The sequence below is a fragment of the Marinovum sp. genome (assembly GCF_048263515.1).
Classification (GTDB): Bacteria; Pseudomonadota; Alphaproteobacteria; order Rhodobacterales; family Rhodobacteraceae; genus Marinovum.
The window spans coordinates 60,295-77,099 of record NZ_JBLXEC010000018.1; the positions used below are offsets into that span (position 1 = coordinate 60,295).

General features: G+C 65.2%; 21 protein-coding genes. 12 read left to right on the forward strand and 9 right to left on the reverse strand.

The window, feature by feature from the left end; translation table 11 throughout:
* The first annotated feature begins 5 nt into the window (after positions 1-5).
* The 3 genes from ACN0SE_RS15690 (at position 6) to dacB (ending at position 2,801) form a co-directional block, all read left to right on the forward strand.
* A complete protein-coding gene (locus ACN0SE_RS15690) occupies positions 6-476 on the forward strand; it encodes an MOSC domain-containing protein (protein WP_417525477.1) in 471 nt (156 codons plus the stop codon).
* Positions 477-528: 52 nt separating this feature from the next.
* Complete coding sequence (locus ACN0SE_RS15695; protein WP_417525478.1) at positions 529-1,155, forward strand: nicotinate-nucleotide adenylyltransferase; 627 nt, start codon at positions 529-531, stop codon at positions 1,153-1,155.
* A gap of 143 nt (positions 1,156-1,298) precedes the next feature.
* Positions 1,299-2,801: a D-alanyl-D-alanine carboxypeptidase/D-alanyl-D-alanine-endopeptidase gene (dacB, locus tag ACN0SE_RS15700; RefSeq protein WP_417525479.1), complete on the forward strand. Its 1,503-nt coding sequence runs from the start codon at positions 1,299-1,301 to the stop codon at positions 2,799-2,801.
* A 2-nt stretch (positions 2,802-2,803) separates the two neighbouring features.
* Here dacB and ACN0SE_RS15705 read toward each other — a convergent pair whose 3' ends face one another.
* Positions 2,804-3,229 (reverse strand): tellurite resistance TerB family protein, encoded by a 426-nt coding sequence (locus ACN0SE_RS15705; RefSeq protein WP_417525480.1) that lies wholly within the window; start codon positions 3,227-3,229, stop codon positions 2,804-2,806.
* A gap of 107 nt (positions 3,230-3,336) precedes the next feature.
* Here ACN0SE_RS15705 and ACN0SE_RS15710 point away from each other — a divergent pair, with 107 nt between their 5' ends.
* The 3 genes from ACN0SE_RS15710 to ACN0SE_RS15720 all read left to right on the forward strand — a co-directional run bounded on the left by ACN0SE_RS15710 (position 3,337) and on the right by ACN0SE_RS15720 (position 7,897).
* Complete coding sequence (locus tag ACN0SE_RS15710; RefSeq protein ID WP_417525481.1) at positions 3,337-4,980, forward strand: lysine--tRNA ligase; 1,644 nt, start codon at positions 3,337-3,339, stop codon at positions 4,978-4,980.
* 76 nt (positions 4,981-5,056) lie between these two features.
* On the forward strand, positions 5,057-5,473 hold the full coding sequence (locus tag ACN0SE_RS15715) for a DUF4864 domain-containing protein (RefSeq protein ID WP_417525482.1): 417 nt from the start codon (positions 5,057-5,059) through the stop codon (positions 5,471-5,473).
* 138 nt (positions 5,474-5,611) lie between these two features.
* Positions 5,612-7,897, forward strand: a complete 2,286-nt coding sequence (locus ACN0SE_RS15720; protein ID WP_417525483.1) for a glycosyl hydrolase family 28-related protein — start codon at positions 5,612-5,614, stop codon at positions 7,895-7,897.
* Positions 7,898-7,957: 60 nt separating this feature from the next.
* Here ACN0SE_RS15720 and ACN0SE_RS15725 read toward each other — a convergent pair whose 3' ends face one another.
* Positions 7,958-9,421 (reverse strand): hypothetical protein, encoded by a 1,464-nt coding sequence (locus ACN0SE_RS15725; RefSeq protein WP_417525484.1) that lies wholly within the window; start codon positions 9,419-9,421, stop codon positions 7,958-7,960.
* A gap of 72 nt (positions 9,422-9,493) precedes the next feature.
* Complete coding sequence (locus tag ACN0SE_RS15730; protein ID WP_417525485.1) at positions 9,494-10,177, reverse strand: hypothetical protein; 684 nt, start codon at positions 10,175-10,177, stop codon at positions 9,494-9,496.
* 143 nt (positions 10,178-10,320) lie between these two features.
* Here ACN0SE_RS15730 and ACN0SE_RS15735 point away from each other — a divergent pair, with 143 nt between their 5' ends.
* From ACN0SE_RS15735 to ACN0SE_RS15745, 3 genes are all read left to right on the forward strand, one after another.
* Complete coding sequence (locus tag ACN0SE_RS15735; protein WP_417525486.1) at positions 10,321-11,163, forward strand: DUF6206 family protein; 843 nt, start codon at positions 10,321-10,323, stop codon at positions 11,161-11,163.
* Between the two features lie 75 nt (positions 11,164-11,238).
* On the forward strand, positions 11,239-11,559 hold the full coding sequence (locus ACN0SE_RS15740; RefSeq protein ID WP_417525487.1) for an antibiotic biosynthesis monooxygenase family protein: 321 nt from the start codon (positions 11,239-11,241) through the stop codon (positions 11,557-11,559).
* A complete protein-coding gene (locus tag ACN0SE_RS15745) occupies positions 11,556-12,107 on the forward strand; it encodes a hemerythrin domain-containing protein (RefSeq protein ID WP_417525488.1) in 552 nt (183 codons plus the stop codon). Before ACN0SE_RS15740 ends, ACN0SE_RS15745 begins: the two co-directional genes overlap by 4 nt.
* A 2-nt stretch (positions 12,108-12,109) precedes the next feature.
* Here the strand turns inward: ACN0SE_RS15745 and ACN0SE_RS15750 are convergent, their stop codons facing one another.
* On the reverse strand, positions 12,110-12,475 hold the full coding sequence (locus ACN0SE_RS15750; RefSeq protein ID WP_417525489.1) for a YbaN family protein: 366 nt from the start codon (positions 12,473-12,475) through the stop codon (positions 12,110-12,112).
* A gap of 169 nt (positions 12,476-12,644) precedes the next feature.
* Between ACN0SE_RS15750 and ACN0SE_RS15755 the strand changes: the two genes are divergently transcribed.
* On the forward strand, positions 12,645-12,920 hold the full coding sequence (locus ACN0SE_RS15755; RefSeq protein ID WP_417525490.1) for a DUF5665 domain-containing protein: 276 nt from the start codon (positions 12,645-12,647) through the stop codon (positions 12,918-12,920).
* A gap of 15 nt (positions 12,921-12,935) precedes the next feature.
* Here ACN0SE_RS15755 and ACN0SE_RS15760 read toward each other — a convergent pair whose 3' ends face one another.
* The 3 genes from ACN0SE_RS15760 to ACN0SE_RS15770 all read right to left on the reverse strand — a co-directional run bounded on the left by ACN0SE_RS15760 (position 12,936) and on the right by ACN0SE_RS15770 (position 14,509).
* Positions 12,936-13,769, reverse strand: a complete 834-nt coding sequence (locus tag ACN0SE_RS15760; RefSeq protein ID WP_417525491.1) for a 2OG-Fe(II) oxygenase — start codon at positions 13,767-13,769, stop codon at positions 12,936-12,938.
* A gap of 63 nt (positions 13,770-13,832) precedes the next feature.
* Entirely contained in the window at positions 13,833-14,213 is a 381-nt protein-coding gene (locus ACN0SE_RS15765; RefSeq protein WP_417525492.1) for a VOC family protein, read from the reverse strand.
* A gap of 110 nt (positions 14,214-14,323) precedes the next feature.
* Positions 14,324-14,509, reverse strand: coding sequence for a PLD nuclease N-terminal domain-containing protein (locus ACN0SE_RS15770; protein ID WP_417525493.1), 186 nt, complete (start codon positions 14,507-14,509; stop codon positions 14,324-14,326).
* Between the two features lie 174 nt (positions 14,510-14,683).
* Here ACN0SE_RS15770 and ACN0SE_RS15775 point away from each other — a divergent pair, with 174 nt between their 5' ends.
* On the forward strand, positions 14,684-15,286 hold the full coding sequence (locus ACN0SE_RS15775) for a rhodanese-like domain-containing protein (RefSeq protein WP_417525494.1): 603 nt from the start codon (positions 14,684-14,686) through the stop codon (positions 15,284-15,286).
* Positions 15,287-15,305: 19 nt separating this feature from the next.
* Here the strand turns inward: ACN0SE_RS15775 and ACN0SE_RS15780 are convergent, their stop codons facing one another.
* A complete protein-coding gene (locus tag ACN0SE_RS15780) occupies positions 15,306-15,677 on the reverse strand; it encodes a hypothetical protein (protein ID WP_417525495.1) in 372 nt (123 codons plus the stop codon).
* Positions 15,678-15,940: 263 nt separating this feature from the next.
* Positions 15,941-16,228: a hypothetical protein gene (locus ACN0SE_RS15785; RefSeq protein ID WP_417525496.1), complete on the reverse strand. Its 288-nt coding sequence runs from the start codon at positions 16,226-16,228 to the stop codon at positions 15,941-15,943.
* Positions 16,229-16,479: 251 nt separating this feature from the next.
* Between ACN0SE_RS15785 and ACN0SE_RS15790 the strand changes: the two genes are divergently transcribed.
* Complete coding sequence (locus tag ACN0SE_RS15790; RefSeq protein WP_417525497.1) at positions 16,480-16,767, forward strand: hypothetical protein; 288 nt, start codon at positions 16,480-16,482, stop codon at positions 16,765-16,767.
* Positions 16,768-16,805 lie beyond the last annotated feature (38 nt).

Below are 16,805 nucleotides of genomic sequence, written 5' to 3' on the forward strand. Positions count from 1 at the left end.
GACCTATGGACCGACTGGCAGACCTGATCGCGCGCTATGCGCAGCCCGGGCGGTTTGACTGGATCGGCATCAGGCCGGTCCGGCGCGGCGAGATGCAGGCGCTGGACCGGGTGGAGATCACCGAGGCGGGGCTCAAGGGCGACCGGGGCCGCGCCGGCAAGCGGGCGGTGACGCTGGTGCAGGCCGAGCACATGGCGGTGATCGGCGGCTTTCTCGGCCAAGGCACGGTGCCGCCAGAGGCGCTGCGCCGCAACCTGGTGATTTCGGGGATCAACATCGCGGGGCTGCGCCGCCGTCAGGTGGCACTGGGCGGCGCGCTGCTCGAGATCACCGGGCCCTGTGCGCCCTGCAGCCGGATGGAAGAGCACTTCGGTCCCGGCGGCTATGCGGCGGTGCGCGGTCATGGCGGCATGACGGCGCGGGTGTTGCAGCCCGGCGCTGTCGCGCTGGGCGATGTTCTGCGGCCAATCGATTGACAATCCCGCCGGGTTTCCGCGAGATGGGCGCGTTTCCAAGGGGGCTGACGCCGTGACATCCATCCCGACGCTGCGGCGCGGCCTGACCATCGGTTTGCTGGGCGGCTCCTTCGATCCGCCGCACGAGGGCCATGTGCACATCACCCGCGAGGCGCTCAAGCGGTTCGGGCTCGATCGGGTGTGGTGGCTGGTCAGCCCCGGCAACCCGCTCAAGGCCCATGGTCCGGCGCCGCTGGACGAACGAATGGCGGCGGCGCGGCGGATCATGCAGCACCCGCGGGTCGAGATCAGCGATTACGAGGCGCGGGCGGGAACCAGATACACCGCCGAGACGTTGGAAGCTCTGAGACGGGATTACCAGGGCGCGAAATTCGTATGGTTGATGGGCGCGGACAACCTCGTGCAATTGCCGCAGTGGCAGGATTGGCAGCGCATCGTCGAGACGGTGCCAATCGGCGTGCTTGCCCGTCCCGGAGACCGCATCCGCGCCCGCAACTCCAAGGCCGCAAGGGTCTATGCCGCCGCGCGCATCCGCGGCCGCGAGTCGCTTCGGCTGGCGCAGGCCGAGGCGCCGGCCTGGTGTTTCGTCAACGTGCCGATGAAGGGCGAAAGCTCGAGCGCGATCCGCGCCACCGGGGCCTGGCGCCATGATGGGGCCGGGGACACCTCTGAGGATTGAAACGGCCCATTGCACGCAGGGGTTGTGCGCTGTTCGCTCCTTCACGACGATGTGTCACCACGAGGTGAATTGCGCGTTAAATTCGCCGCGACCGCAGGTATCGCGCGCTTGTCTGACACCAAGGGCTGAGGTTTAATCGATCCATGACGCAAGCATTTTCAAGACGCATGTTTCTCGGCGCGGCGCTCGGATTTGCCGCGGTTCACGCCAATGCGGCCTCGCCCAGCCGGTCTCTGCGTCCGGTGGCGCGGCCGGGCAGCACCAAGCCCATTCCCAAGGTCTTTCCCGCCGCCGAAACGATGGTCAAGGAGGCCAATCTTTCCGGACAGGTGACCTATGCGGTGATGGACGTCTCGACCGGCCAGTTGCACGAGGCCGGCCAGCCCGAGCTCGGCCTGCCGCCGGCGAGCGTCGCCAAGGCGGTGACCGCGCTTTATGCGCTGGATGCGCTGGGAGAGGATCACCGGTTCACCACGCGCGTGCTGGGCACGGCGCCCATCGTCGAGGGGGTTCTGGACGGCGACCTGATCCTCGCCGGTGGCGGTGATCCGACGCTGGGCACCGACGAGCTTGCCGCTCTGGTCAAGGCGCTGAAGGAGGCCGGACTGAAAGAGGTGACCGGCGACTTCCTGGTTTGGGGCGGGGCGCTGCCCTTTACCGACCGGATCGACGTTGAGCAGCCCGACCATGTGGCCTACAGCCCGGCGGTTTCGGGGCTGAACCTGAATTTCAACCGCGTGCATTTCCAGTGGGCCCGCGAGGGCAGCGAGTACGAGGTGAGCATGGACGCCCGCAGCGGTCGCTACACCCCAGAGGTCTCGGTGGCGCGGATGCAGGTCGAGGACCGCAACCTGCCGGTCTATACCTACGAGGACGTAGCTGGCACCGACAGCTGGACCGTGGCGCGCGGCGCGCTGGGCAAGGGCGGGTCGCGCTGGCTGCCGGTGCGCAAGCCCGAGGCCTATGCCGGCGAGGTGTTCCAGATTCTGGCCGGGGCCGAGGGGATCTCGCTGAAGACGCCGCGTATTGTCGAGACCGCGCCGGAGGGCGAGACCCTGGCCGAGGTGCAATCCGGCAAGCTGACCGACATCCTGCGCGACATGCTGAAATATTCCACAAATCTCACCGCCGAGGTGGTGGGCCTCTCGGCGACGAGGGCGCGGGGCATCGCGGCCGACGGGTTGCCGGCCTCGGGGCAGGCGATGTCCGACTGGGCGCGCGAGCGCTATGGCCTGACGTCCGACATGCGCTTTGCCGATCACTCTGGGCTGGGCGGCGACAGCCGGATCACCGCGACAGACATGGTGGCGATGCTGCGCGAGGCGCGCGGCGCGGGGCCGCTGCGTGAGCTTATGAAGCCGATCCCGATGCGCGACGAGAAGCGGCAGATCATCGACGATCATCCGGTCGACGTTGACGCCAAGACCGGAACCCTGAACTTTGTCTCGGCGCTGGCGGGCTATGCCACCGCCATCGACGGCAGCGAACTGGCCTTTGCGATCTTCACCGCCGATGTGCCCCGGCGCGACGCGCTGAGCATGGCCGAGCGCGAGCGCCCCGAGGGCGGTCAGGTCTGGCTCACCCGGTCGCGCAAGCTGCAGCAGCGGCTGCTGCAGCGCTGGGGCCAGGCCTTCGCCAACAGCTGAGCCTAGAGCGTGAGGTGCCGCGCTCGGGCGCCCCGTTCGATCGCGGCGGCATGCAGCCGGTCGATGTTCAGCTCATAACGTATTTCCTCGAGCAGGCGCAGCTCTGCCTCGTGCAGCAGGCCGTCGGCGGCGGCCACGTCACACGACAGCGCATAGGCGGTCTCGAACAACCGTTCGGGCAGGTTGTCGCGGATCAGACCGAAGAGTGCGTCGAGACCGTCCTCCTGTTCGAACAGGTCAAAGACCGTGCGCGCCACCACGTTCATCCGGTCGACGTCGTAATCGGCAAAGACCGGCAGGTTGTTCACCGCGGTCTCGATCTTGACGAGCTGGGCGGTATGGATGTTCTCGTCAGAGGCCGAGATGGCAATCATCAGGCCGACAAGGCAGTCCTGGGCGCTCAGCGTAAAGGCGTTTTCTTCGGTCATTGGCATCTCCTGTTGCGGCGCAGAATATTGACCCCGCCCCCCGCCCGCAATAGGGAGAGCGAGCCTGCGCGCATGGGGCGCGTGTGCCTACCGGAGATGCCCTGATTATGTCTGACCTGCGCGATGCCGCCATGACCTCGAAAGCCTGGCCTTTTGAAGAGGCGCGCCGCCTGCTCAAACGTTACGAGAAGGCGCCGCCGGAAAAGGGCTATGTGTTGTTCGAAACCGGCTACGGCCCGTCGGGCCTGCCGCATATCGGCACCTTCGGCGAGGTGCTGCGCACCACGATGATCCGTCGTGCGTTTGAGGTGATCTCGGACATTCCGACCCGGCTGATCTGTTTTTCCGACGATCTCGACGGGATGCGCAAGGTGCCGGGCAACGTGCCCAATCAAGAAGAGCTGGCCGAGCATCTGCAGAAGCCGCTGACATCCGTGCCCGATCCCTTCGGCACGCACGACAGCTTTGGCGATCACAACAATGCCATGCTGCGGCGGTTCCTCGATACCTTCGGCTTCGAGTATGAATTCTACTCGGCGACCGAGTTCTATCGCTCGGGCCAGTTCGACGAGGTGCTGCTGCGCGCCTGCGAGAAATACGACGAGGTGATGAAGGTCATGCTCAAATCGCTCCGCGAGGAGCGGCGGCAGACCTATTCGATCTTTTTGCCGATCCACCCCGAGACCGGCCGGGTGCTCTATGTGCCGATGAAGAATGTCGATGCGGCCAAGGGCGAGATCACCTTCGACGACGAGGACGGCCGCGAATGGACCCTGCCGGTGACCGGCGGCAACGTGAAGCTGCAGTGGAAGCCCGACTTCGGCGCGCGCTGGGCGGCGCTGGGCGTCGATTTCGAGATGTACGGCAAGGACCACTCGACCAACACGCCGATCTATGACGGCATCTGCCGCATCCTCGGCCAGCGGCCGCCGGAGCATTTCACCTATGAGCTGTTCCTCGACGACAAGGGGCAGAAGATCTCGAAGTCGTCGGGCAACGGCATCTCGATCGACGAATGGCTGACCTATGCCTCGACCGAGAGCCTCAGCTACTTCATGTATCTCAAGCCCAAGACCGCCAAGCGGATGTATTTCGACGTGATCCCCAAGGCGGTGGACGAATACCACCAGCAGCTGCGCGCCTATGCGACGCAGGATGCGGCGCAGCGGCTGAACAACCCGGTGTATCACATCCACGGCCACAACGTGCCGGCGTCTGACATGGTGGTGTCCTTCTCGATGCTCTTGAACCTCGCCAGCGCGTCCTCGGCGGAGGACAAGGAAACGCTCTGGGGCTTCATCCGCAAATACGCCCCCGATGCCACCGCCGAGACCCATCCCGGCATGGATCAGGCGGCCGGTCACGCGGTGCGCTATTTCCAGGATTTCGTGAAACCTGCCAAGGTGTTCCGGGCCCCGACCGAGCAGGAACGCGCGGCGCTGGAAGACCTGGCCAAGGCGCTGGGCGATGGCGATTATGCGCGCGATCTGATCGCCCGCAAGAACGCCATGGCCGGCAAGGACGAGCCGCTGCCCGAGGTGGATTTCGCCGACGAGGAGTTCCTGCAGTCCATCGTCTTCGCCGTCGGCAATGTGCATGAGATCGAGCCGCTGCGCGACTGGTTCAAGGCAATCTACGAGGTGCTTCTGGGCGCCAGCCAAGGCCCACGCTTCGGCGGCTTCATCGCACTATACGGCGTCGAGGAAACCGTGGCGCTGATCCGGAAGGGCCTGAACGGCGAACTGGGCTGAGCCCTGTCAACGGGGCCGTGATTTGATGCGCGGCCCCGGCGTGCTATGGTTTGGGTGACCCATCGGAGGTTTCCCCATGCTGCGCCGCATCCTTGCCGGTCTCGCCCTGATCCTTGCCCTGTCTCCCGCCATCGCGCAGGAGCCACGACCAAGGAACCCCGAGATCGAGGCGGTGATCGGCGACCAGCTCGACGCCTTCGAGGCGCAGGATGTCGACCGCGCCTTTTCCCATGCCAGCCCGACGATCCGCGGCATCTTCGGCTCGCCGGAGGTCTTTGGCCTGATGGTGCGGCGCGGTTATCCGATGGTCTGGCAGCCGGGCGAGGTGACCTATCTCGACCTCGCCGAGATCGGCGGCGCGCTCTGGCAGCGGGTCGAGATCATCGACCAGGCCGGCGAACGCCATTACCTCGGCTACCAGATGATCCCCGGCGAGACCGGCTGGAAGATTGGCGGCGTGCAGCTGCTGGAGGCGCCCGACATTTCTGTCTGACGCCCGTTGCAGGAGCGGCGCACGGTGCTCTCAGCCGGCGTTAAGCCCCGATTGATACCTCTTCCCCATCGGCGGGCGGCCCGGCTGCCCTGATGTGTGACATGCGCGATCTGGGCGCGATGCGGGAAAGGGACTTTCATGAACAAGGCGATTACCGAGGGCGTGGTTTTCATGCCGACGCCCTTCGCTGTCGGGCTCGATGTCTGGTCGAGCCAGAACGGCCGTCCGGGGGATGACACCTATGAAAACGCGGCCAATGCCGCATTCGTGCCGGCGGATCAGGATTTCGCCGGCTGTCTGGAAATCCAGAAATCCAGTTCGACGCAGAAGCTGCGCTACATGGGCCAGACGCCGATGCTGCCGGGCTGCTACCTGCGGGTGACGGCACGGGTCAAGGCGATCTCGGGCAACCTGCCCAGCGTGCGGATTGCGGGCTACCCGGCGCTGCCGAACGGCACACAGGTCAGCGGGGTGACGGTCAGCGGGCCTTCGGTGGCGCTGACCACCTATGGCGAGATCGTCGAGGTCTCGGCCATCCTCGGGCCGGGCAACCGCACCGGGGTCGACATGATCTGGGGCACGACGCCGGTGTTCGCGCATCTCGGTCTGGACCTGACCGGGGCCAACGGTGGCATCGTGCGGATCGACGATCTGGTGATCGAGGACATCACCGGCGTCTTTCTCGGCGAGTTGCTGGCTGCGGTCGATGTGCGCGACTATGGTGCCGTGGGCGACGGCACCACCGATGACAGCGCCGCCTTCGAGGCGGCCGACGATGCCGCCGACGGGCGCGAGATCCTGGTGTCCGACGGCACCTACCGGCTGGCCTCTGACGTGACGATCAACTCGCGCATCCGCTTCGAGGGCACGGTGACCATGCCCGACAGCGCCATTCTGTCGCTGACCAGGAACTTCGAGCTCGGCAGCTACATCGACGCCTTCGGCAACGAGGAGCTGGGGTTCAGAAAGGCGTTTCAGTCGCTGCTGAACAACGCTGATCACGAAAGCCTCGACATGGGGGGACGGCGGATCACCATCACCGAACCCATCGACATGCAGGCGGCGGTGAACAACAAGGACACCTATGCCCAGCGTCGCCATATTGCCAATGGCCAGTTCTATGCCACCGGCGACGCGGTCTGGGAGCCGGATGTCTACACCAGCCAGGCGACCTATGCCGCCAGCGACGACAACACGCTGACCAATGTGACCAATGTCGCCAATATCCCGGTGGGTTCGCTGATCACCGGCAACGGCGTCGCGCGCGAGACCTATGTCCGGTCCAAGAACGTCTCGGCGGGCGAGATCACCCTGTCGCAGCCTATGGGCGCGGCCACCGGCACGCAAAACCTGACCTTCACCCGCTTCAAGTACATGATCGATTTCAGCGGCTTCGAAAAGCTCACCAGCTTTTCCTTCTCTGACGTCGAGTTTCAGTGCAACAACAAGGCCAGCGCCCTGATGCTTGCCAAGACCGGCACGGTGTTTCAGGTGCGCGACTGCTATTTCACCCGGCCCAAGCACCGCGGCATCACCTCGATCGGCTATGGCTGTCAGGGGATGCTGGTCGACCGTTGCCAGTTTCTGTCGTCAGAGGGCAGCGAGCCGGCACAGAACCGGATCTCGATCGCGATCAATGCCAATGCCAATGACGTCAAGCTGCGCAACAATCGCGCCAGCCAGTTCCGGCATTTCTGCATTCTGAGCGGCTCGAACTCGGTGGTGCAGGGCAACCACTTCTTCCAGGGCGACGGCCAGCCCAACGGCGTGCGCATGGCCGGGCTGGTGCTGGCGCTGCGGTCCTGCAACGCCACGGTGGTGGGCAATTACGTCGACAATTGCTTCATCGAATGGACCAACGAGCGCGAGGTGCAGCCGGATTTCGTCGGCGGTTTCGGCTTTGCGGGGCTGTCGATCACCAATAACGTCTTTCTATGTGGCGAGGTGCTGCCGTCCTTTGCCTGGATCGTGGTCAAACCCTTCGGCACCGGGCATTTCTTCAATGGCATCAACGTCACCGGCAACCTGTTCCGCGGCGTCGGCGCGGTGATCCAGCAGGCCGAGAAGGTCGACACCACCCATGCCGACATGAACTACGGCAACATGAAGAACGTCTATTTCACCGACAACACCTTCAACAACGTGTTCAAGACCACCGAGAACCCGGTGGTGGTGTCGCATACCCAGTCGAGCGCCTCGGCGACCTGGCAGATCAGCGGCAGCGACGTCCTGGCCTTCGGCGGCGAGGCGCGGCGGGTTGTGGGGCTGGTGGCCACCGACCGGATCGAGACCGGGTCCAACGTGGCGCAGTGGGGGATGCCCTATACCAAGGCGGGGCAGGGCGCGGCCAACGACCGGGTCGACCTGCACTGGGAAACGGCCGTGCGCGGACAGGTCGCCGTGACCATGCGCATGGACGTCTGACGACACCAAGGGGAGCCGGTGTCACGGGGTCGCGGCAACACCTGCCGCGGCCCTGAAGCCTCAGCGCACGCGCAGAAAGCGCGCCGACATCCAGCCGGCGGCGCCATCGGGCATGACCATGCGCCACCAGACGTCGTTCGATTCGCGGCATTCGGCAGCGGCCTGGAAATCCGTAGCGCTCAGCCCGTCGCGGGTCGCATGGTCGCAGGCGGCGCGGCAGATCTCTGACGAGATGAAGAAGGCGCTTTCGTCCTTGGCGATGGGCGAGACGAAGGCCGCCTTGGGTGCTTCGGCGACGATCTCGGCACTGAAGTTCGGCTCGGACCGCAGGGTGGCGAATTCGTTGACGTTGACCACCTGGTAGCGATCGGCGCCCGGCGCACAAAGCGCGTTGGCGGCCGCCGGCGGCAGCTCTTCGCCGTCACCGGCGAGATCGGCCAGCTTCGAGGCGCCGGGGAAGATCACGATCGGCTCGAAGAAGGTGAAGGGGCCGGTGGCCTGTTCGATCAGCCGCTCGATTTCGAGGGCCGTTGGCGGCGCATCGCTGGGCGCCTCGCTCTGGCCGTTCCAGGCTGCCTGTTGCAACACTCGAGCCGAAACGCCGCCGGTGCCCGAGCGCGGTTGGAACCAGCGCACCTCGCAGACCGTCCAGTAAAGCTCGCCCTCGGCACGGTAGCCGGTCAGCCAGGCGCCGCGCCGCGCGCCGGTCTCCGCAGGGGCCAGCATCATGCCGGCGGTGGCCTGAAAGGTTCGGGTGCTTTCCGGGCGCGCGAAGTGATCGGGCCGCATCTCGGGGTCGATCCGCTCACAGATCTCGCGCAGCTGGTCCTGGCTCATCTCGTCGGGCAGGGGGCGCACGCCCTCGACGCGGATACCGACGTCGATGGTGCGGGTGACGGTGTCGACCATCAGGTGTTCGCCAGGCGGCTGGGTGAAGATCTCGAGCGCGAAACTGTGGCTGATGCTGAGGATCGGCAGCTTGCCGAAGAGCTCGGCGGTGGCGAGCTGCGCCTCCTGGAAGGCCTCGGTCACCTGGTCCTCGGTCAGGGTGCCGTCGGGCAGCTCCAGCCCCGGCGCCTGAAATCCGAGGGTCGCGGCGGCGTGAATCGAGCGGTCGAGGGTGCGCACCACGCCTTCCTCCAGGCTCGCGCGGGTGCCGCCGAGAAAGGCCAGCGCACAGGCGCCAAGACAGCTCTTGCCCTCGGCCACATGGGACGAGATGCCCTTGAGCCGCAGGTATTCGGCGATCGCGATGCCTTCGACGAAGTCGCCGCCGGGGCTGTCGAGGCAGAGCCGGGGCGCCGCATCGAAGTATTGCGCATCCTCGGCGCCGCCGGGCAGGAGCCGGGCCAGCTTGGCCCGGTCGCCTGTCTCGATCTCGCCGGTGGCGCGGGCATTGCAGCCCTCGGGGTGCGAATTGACCAGCCGGATTTCCATTGCCTGCGCGGGCGCGGCGAGGCCCAGCCAGAGGCCAAGCCCCGCGGTCAGGGCGGCAAGCGAAGTCAGGCGGCGGATCAGGGGCATGGGGTTCTTCCATTCTGGCGGATCGCTCCAGTCTAACCAACTGTCGCGCCATAGCAATTCCCCGCGTGTGGGTCAGAACTCCTGCCAGAGGCCGATTTTCACCCCGGGCGGCGCCGGGTCCTGCAGGTCGAAGATCACCCCGCCCTGGACCTTGACCCTGTCGCCGAAGGGCACCACGAGGCTGGGCGCAAAGCTGGAGTAGGGCGCGTCGCCGACCTGGGTGTGAAAGACCTGCGCCATTGCCTTGAGCCCGCTGGCAAAGGTCAGCCCCGCGGTCACGTCGACCTTGCTCTGGCGCAGGAACTCGGCGCCGGGGCCCTCGGCCATGACCTGTCGGGTGTCGACCGAGAACCAGCCGTAGTGGGGCCCGAGCTCGAAGCCGCGGCCGAAATTGAGCCCGACGGCGGTGTAGGTCTGATCGCCGACCTTGCCGAGGCTGGCCTCGACGGCCAGCCGGCTGCCCTGCCGCTCGACCAGCGGCAAGCGGGCAAAGAGCCGGTAATCGGGGTCGGCGGCGTGGTAGTAGGGGTCGAAACCGATGCTCTGGCCGATGTCGAGCCCAAGGGTGAGCGACTGCGTCAGCCCGTATTCCAGGTAGAGATTGTTAAAGATGGTGAGGTCGGTCAGGTTCCCCGCCCCCCCGAAGCCGCTGATCTGCGTCGAGGTGGCGAGGAACCATCGGCCCTTGTCACGCGGCCAGGCCCCTGCCGACGCCATGCCCGCCAGCAAGGCAAAGATGACGGCCAGCAGGCGCATCGGCGGACCTTTCCGGTGACTCTCCCCACCGCCCAGAGTGGCGGCTCATGGTAAACAAGAGGTTAACGGGACCCGCCGCCGCGCCGCTTCTGGCCAAGCCGCACCGGCTGCGGTATCACCGCAGGGCAATGGCAGGACGACACATGACCGATTTGACCGAACTGGCCCGGCTGATCCGCGAAGACAGCGCCGCGCGCGGGCAGCCGATCTCGAAACTTGGCTATTTCTGCGCGCCGTTCCGGCCCACCCAAGGCCCGTTTTCCGATCGGGTGATCAAGGTCTATCGCGGCTCGACCGACGCCGCGTTGATGGCGCGGCTGGCGCAATGCCACGCGGATTACGTGGCCGCTCTGCACACGACTGGCGTGCCGGTGCCGGAAACCGAGTTTCACCTGCTGCCCGAGGGCGATCTGCAGGTGCCGGTTATCGTGCAGGAGGCGCTGCCGGCCGAGACGATGATGCGGCCGCAGATGCAGGCCGCGCCGCTGAACGAGGCGCTCGAGCTGATGGAGGCGGCGGGCCAGGTGATCGCGCGCTTCTGGAACAACGCCGATCAGTTCGGCACCCGCATCGGCTTTCACCCCTCGATCCGCAATTTCGCCGTCGCCGACGGCACGGCCAGCTTCTTCGACACCTTCCCGCCGCTGATCCACTACTCCCGCCCCGAAATGGGCCGGATGCTGCTGACCTTCTCGGAAAGCCCGATCATGCGCACCGTGGGCCCGCTGCTGCGCCGCCGCGTGACCGGCATTCAGGACGAATGGTATTCGCCTCCGGAGACGCTGGTCGGGTTGGTAGGCTCGGCCTGCCGGCTGCGACCCGACGATGGCGAGGCCTTCCTCGCCTGGGGCCGCGAGTTCATGAACCGCGAGATGCCGCGCTGGGCGGACGAGGCGTTGCCGCATCTGCAACGCCCGCCGCGGCTGCCCGGATACTGGACCGGCATGCGCAAGCTGCTGGGGCTTCAGGGCGAGCCGAACGTCTGAGAGGTTCTCAAGCGATTTGGGGGCTTTGACTGCTGGCTGCACCGTGGCAGGGTGGAGTTCACAGGAGGAGTTCCCATGCCCGAAATCAAGCGCGACGCCCAGCTTCAGACCGTGATCACCACCTTCGAGATGACCCCCGGCACCTGCCAGGATCTGCTCGACGCCCTGCAGGATGCCTACGAATCCTTCATCTCGAAACAAAAGGGGTTTGTCGCCGCCGGGCTGCATGTGAACGACGCCCAGACCCGGATCGCCAACTACTCGCAATGGCAGAGCCGCGAGGATTTCCTGGCGATGCTGCGCTCTGACGAGATGCGCAGCCGCAACCGCAAGATCAACGAGCTGTGCCGCAGCTTCGAGCCGGTGATGTACGACGTGGCGGCGACCTTCGATTGACCGATGAGGCACTGCGGCTGGAGCAGCGCGCCGGCCTGCCGGAGGCGCTGCGCGTGCTGCTGGCCGAATATCCGCGGGAGGGTTGGAAGGCGCATGCGAACTTCGCCGGGCTGGTGGCCTTCTGGCTCGACCGGCACTTGATGTTCCGCCAGCTGACCGAGACCCTGATCCGCGATGCCGAGACCAGGGTCGATGGCGGCATGGACCGGCAGGCCTATGGCCAGCGGCTGGGGCGGCTGGGGTCGATGCTGGTCAACCAGCTGCACGGCCACCACCAGATCGAGGACATGCATTACTTCCCCAAGCTCGCCGGGCTCGAGACCCGGCTGCAGCGCGGCTTCGACCTGCTCGACAGCGATCATCACGCCATGGATGGCTTGCTCGACCGGTTCACAAAATTCGCCAACGGCGTGTTGCAAGGCGGCGAGGCGGGGCATTTTCACACCGAGGTTCAGGGCTTCACCGCCCTGCTGAACCGTCATCTGATCGACGAGGAAGAACTGATCGTGCCGGTGATCCTGAAATATGGGGCCGAGGGGCTGGAGTAGGCTCAGCCCACCGGTGGCGACGGGCGGGTGACGATGAAGAGCGCCGCCCCGGCCATCACCACCGCCTGCAACGTCAAAAGCCAGGCGCTGAGGCCGAAGACGAGGCCCGCGACCAGCACCACACCCATGGTCGAGACCGCCAGCACCTTGGCGCGCTGGGAGATCGCGCGGTATTCGCGCCAGTTGATGATCGGCGGCCCGAGGGTGGGGTGTTCCACCAGCCAGTCGTGCAGCCGTGGTGACGACCTGGCAAAGCAGAAGGCCGCGATCAGCAGGAACACCGTGGTGGGCAGCAGCGGCAGGAAGATGCCCAGCACGCCCAGGCCGATGGCCAGGCATCCGAGCACGATCCAGAATAGGCGAAGCAAGGCGGCAACTCTCATGTCGCGCAAGCTAGCACGGCATCGGGAAATTGCCCGTGCGAAAGCCCGGGATCGCGGCTTTTTCACCACAGGGGCGGGGGCCGCAGGGCCGGTCGGCGTGAAAATCAGCGTCCGGGGGCTGGCGGCTGGGGGCCGCGCGGGATAGCTTTGCGCCATGTCGGATGATCTCGTCAGTGAAATCAGAGCCTTGCGGAGGGAAGTTGAAAAGCTCAACGGCCACCGCTTCTTTCGCATTCACGACAAGTTCTGGACCATGCTCTGGCATTCGCTGGCGCGCGGGTTGATGATGGGCCTCGGCACCGTCGTCGGCGCGACGGTGCTGCTGTCACTGGTGATCTGGACGCTGAGCCAGATCGAGTTCATCCCGATCGTCGGCGAATGGGCGCGGCAGATCATCGACATCGTACAGGACGTCGGCTCCGGCAACTGAGGCGTCAGCGCCCGCTCAGAACCCCAGCCGGCGCAGCGGGCCGATGACGCGGCGAAAGACGATCGGCGGCAGCACGTCCTGCAGCATTTCGAGCCGGCGCACCTCGCGGTCGGCCTGGTCATGGGTGCCGGGGCGAGGGCGGAAGAGCGTGGTGTGGCTGCGCTTGGTATGGTCCCAGGTCGCGGTGTAATAATAGAGCGCCATCGACATCCGCGGCTCGCCCTTGGGGTGGTTCACCGTCTCGGGGTTGCCGTGCCAGGTGTCTGAGCCGGTGTTGAAACAGCACATGCGGTTGTATTCCGGCACGAAGCTCTCGACCTTTTGGCTCATGTCTTCGTTCCAGATCTCGAAGGACCCGCCGTATTCGGCCTTCCAGTCCTTGTTGAGGTAAATCAGGATGTTGAGCCGCCGCTCGAGGTTGAGTTTGGCGTTGTGGTTGAAGTCGGCGTGGATGTCGAGATGACCGCCATTGGCCACCACATGCACCCCGCCGCCGGCGAAATAGGGATCGGGGATCAGCCCGCTGATGCCGGTCAGCTCTTCGAGAAAGCGCACGAAGGGACGGGAATTCAGCGTGTAGAACAGCTGCCGCGTGTACATCGGCAGGCGTTCCGGCAGGTAGGAGGTCTTCAGCTTTTCCTGCGGCCGGTTGAAGCTGTCTTCGGCCTCGGGCAGGGTCTTGAGCTCGGCAATGACCCGGTCCAGCACCTCTTCGGGCAGGAAATCGGTAAAGGTGCCATAGGGATAGGGCTTGCGGGCCTGATAGCTCTCGGCTGCGGATTTGGCAGCCGCCTGGGCGGCCTTGGAATCGATGAGAAGTGTTTCGGGATCAATCGGAATGACGGCCATGAAAATATCCTCGCGAGGTTGCGGACCGACTAACAAGGGATCTTGGCAGAATTAAGGATGCCTTTACGGATTGTCGGCAGACGTGTCGAAATCCACATGGATATGGTTGCCGTCGGGGTCATGCAGGTTGACCTGGGTGATCGGAAAGCCGGGCACCGGATCGATGCTGTGGGCAATGCCCCGGTCGGTCAGCTTGTCGATGAAGCCCTGCATCCCCTGGGCGCGAAAGGCGAAATGCTCGAGCGACAGGTCGTCACCGGGCTCGGGCGCCTTGGTCTTGCCCACCAGATGCACCACCGCGCGGTCGCCGAGGTAGAGCCAAGCGCCGGGAAAAGCAAAGGGCGGGCGTTTGCCGGGGTGCAGCCCGAGGATATCGCCGTACCAGGCGATCATCTCGTCGAGATTGGCAGTGCGGAGATTGACGTGATCGAAGGCGATGAGCATGGCGCGGCCCCTGTTGTGTCTTCGGGCACCTTAAGCAGCCAAAGCGGGCCTTGCAAAGCAGAACGGGGCCGAAATCGGCCCCGTTTCAGGTTGGTCGAAAACCCTGCGGGTCAGACGTGTGCCGTGCGGCCTTTGGGGCCCATCAGCAGCCAGGCGATGAAGCCCAGCACCGGCAGGATCAGAATGACGAGGGTCCAGATCACCTTGGCCCCGGTTGAGGCCGAAGAGGTGAGGGTCTTGTAGATTGCGTAGATGTCGGCGATCAGGATGATCAGGCCAAAAAGTCCATATTCCATGACGAAGCTCCGGGTTGGTTGCGTTCGGGGTCGAGATGCCAAGTCAACGTTGGCAGCTTCGAAAATGTTCCCGGCACCAAGCTCGCGGGGGTCAGGTTGGTCGGCGGCGCGGGGCGCACTACCTTTTGGATGATGCTCTGTAGCGCGATGCCTTTGTCTTCGAGGAGACCGCTGATGAAACGCCTGATCCACCCTGTGAGTGTGCTTCTGCTTGTCCTGCCCGGCCTCGCCGTGGCCGCCGAGGCGGTGCACATCCGCCCCGATCTGCCCTCTGTCACCGTCGAGACGCCGGAGGGCCCCGCCACCATCGCCCGCAACCCCGACCCCGAGGCGCGGCTTGATGGCGACTGGGCGCGCACCTCGCGCGCCTGCCCGCCGTTCTGTATTCAGCCCGTCACTCCGGCCGAGGGGGTCAAACCGATCGGCGAGCTCGAGCTGCTCGACATGCTGGCCGACCCGGATGCCGTGGTGATCGACAGTCGCACGCCGGACTGGTTCGAGGGCGGCTCGATCCCCGGGGCGATCAACATGCCCTGGGACCGGATGGCCGAAAAGCTCGACACCCTGGGGTGCGACCTGGATTTCGAGGGGTTTACCTGTGGCGACGAGGTGCCGGAGATCGCGCTGTTCTGCAACGGCGCCTGGTGCGGACAATCGCCGACCGCCATTCGCCGGATCATCGCCGCGGGTTATCCGCCAGAGAAGATCTCCTACTACCGCGGCGGCATGCAGGCGTGGCGGATGCTCGGCCTGACGGTGACGGGCGAGGGCGGCTGAGCCGCCCCCGCGCCGCGCCTCAGCACTTGCCGAAGGTTTTCGACAGGATCTCGACGCCGGCCACGGTGACCGTGACCTTGATGCCGGTGGGGATGCCGAAGGTGGTGCAGATCTTCAGGCAGGCCTTGGCGGCGGTGCCGTTGGGGACGTTGATCGGGATCGGCAGGCAGACCGTGCCGATGCCCAGCGGCAGTTTGAGGCAGATCTTGTGGTTGCCGACCTTGACCTCGATGCAATCAGCCGCCAGCGACATCTCTCCGGTGTCGGGCAGGCCGGTCGAGGCGTCGAGGTTCTGGACGCCGGGGGCGACGTTTTCCTCGTGAAATGCCCGCGCGGCATCCATCGCGTTGCGGATCTTCTCTTCGTCAAATGAATGGACTTCGTCAGCCATGGAGACTCTCCTGTCAATAAATTTAGAGTTGCCAAAAAACGGCACGAATCGCCTTTAAGTGGAAATCGCGGCGATGCCAGAGAGCCTAACACAAAACCATAAGTTGCGCTATCACCCGTGGTGCGCGCAATAATGGTACCCGGTGATGATCGGAAATTCAGGGATGTTGCGTCAGCGCGCAACGGCAGCCACGGCCCTGCCGGATGGCTGGGCCGTGGCTGCAACGCTCGGATTGGGGACGCCCGGCGGACCGGGCGAAAGGATCAGCTGCCGCCGTCGGTGCCTTCGGGCAGGGCGCGGGCCAGACGATGCAGCGCATCGATCGAAACCATGCCGTCTTCGCCGGCGGTCTCGTAGACGAAATGCACCCGGTCGCCAGCGGCGAGATCGGCAGGGACTTCCAGAGCGCCGGGAATTTCCCAGACGGTGAAATCGGTCAGGACGATGACATTGGCCTGCCGGTCGTAGGCCAGCACCAGGCCTTCGGTTTCATCGGCAAAGGCGGGAAGGGCGGTCAGGGTCACCAGAGCCGCGGCGAAGAGATTGCGCATGTGTCGTGTCTCGGAAGAGGAAAGCGCTCTCGGAGCGACCTCGCCCCTGCAGCCGCCGGACGGAGCCTCGCGCCCGGATTGACGGTAAATGGGGCGGCGAAGGCCCGCTGCAAGAGGGGCCGCCGGAATTATTTTCGCGGCCTGCATTCGAGGGGGCCTGGACGGGGTGTGACCTTTGTAACTCGGGGTTTGTGCGAAACTGTGCTACAAGCTTCCCTTGGGTCAATTCAGGCCCGGAAAAGGGGGATCAGATGTTTGCACGTATCACCAAATTCAAGATGAAGCCGGGTTCGCGAGAGGGGGCACAAGCCAAGATGGAGGAGCTGAAGGACCAGATCCTCGGCCTTGACGGTATGCAGCATTTCACCTGCGCGATGAACGACGACGGCAGCGGTTATATCGTCTCGATGGTGTCGGATCAGGCAACGTCGGACGGCAACGCCGAGAAGGTCAAGAAACTCTGGGGCAACTTCGCCGAGTTTCTGGAAGGGATGCCGACCCCGGAGGGGTATGACGTTGTGGCCGACTGGAGCACCTGAGCCGGGCCAACCGCGGGGTGGGCAAACTGCCCACCCTT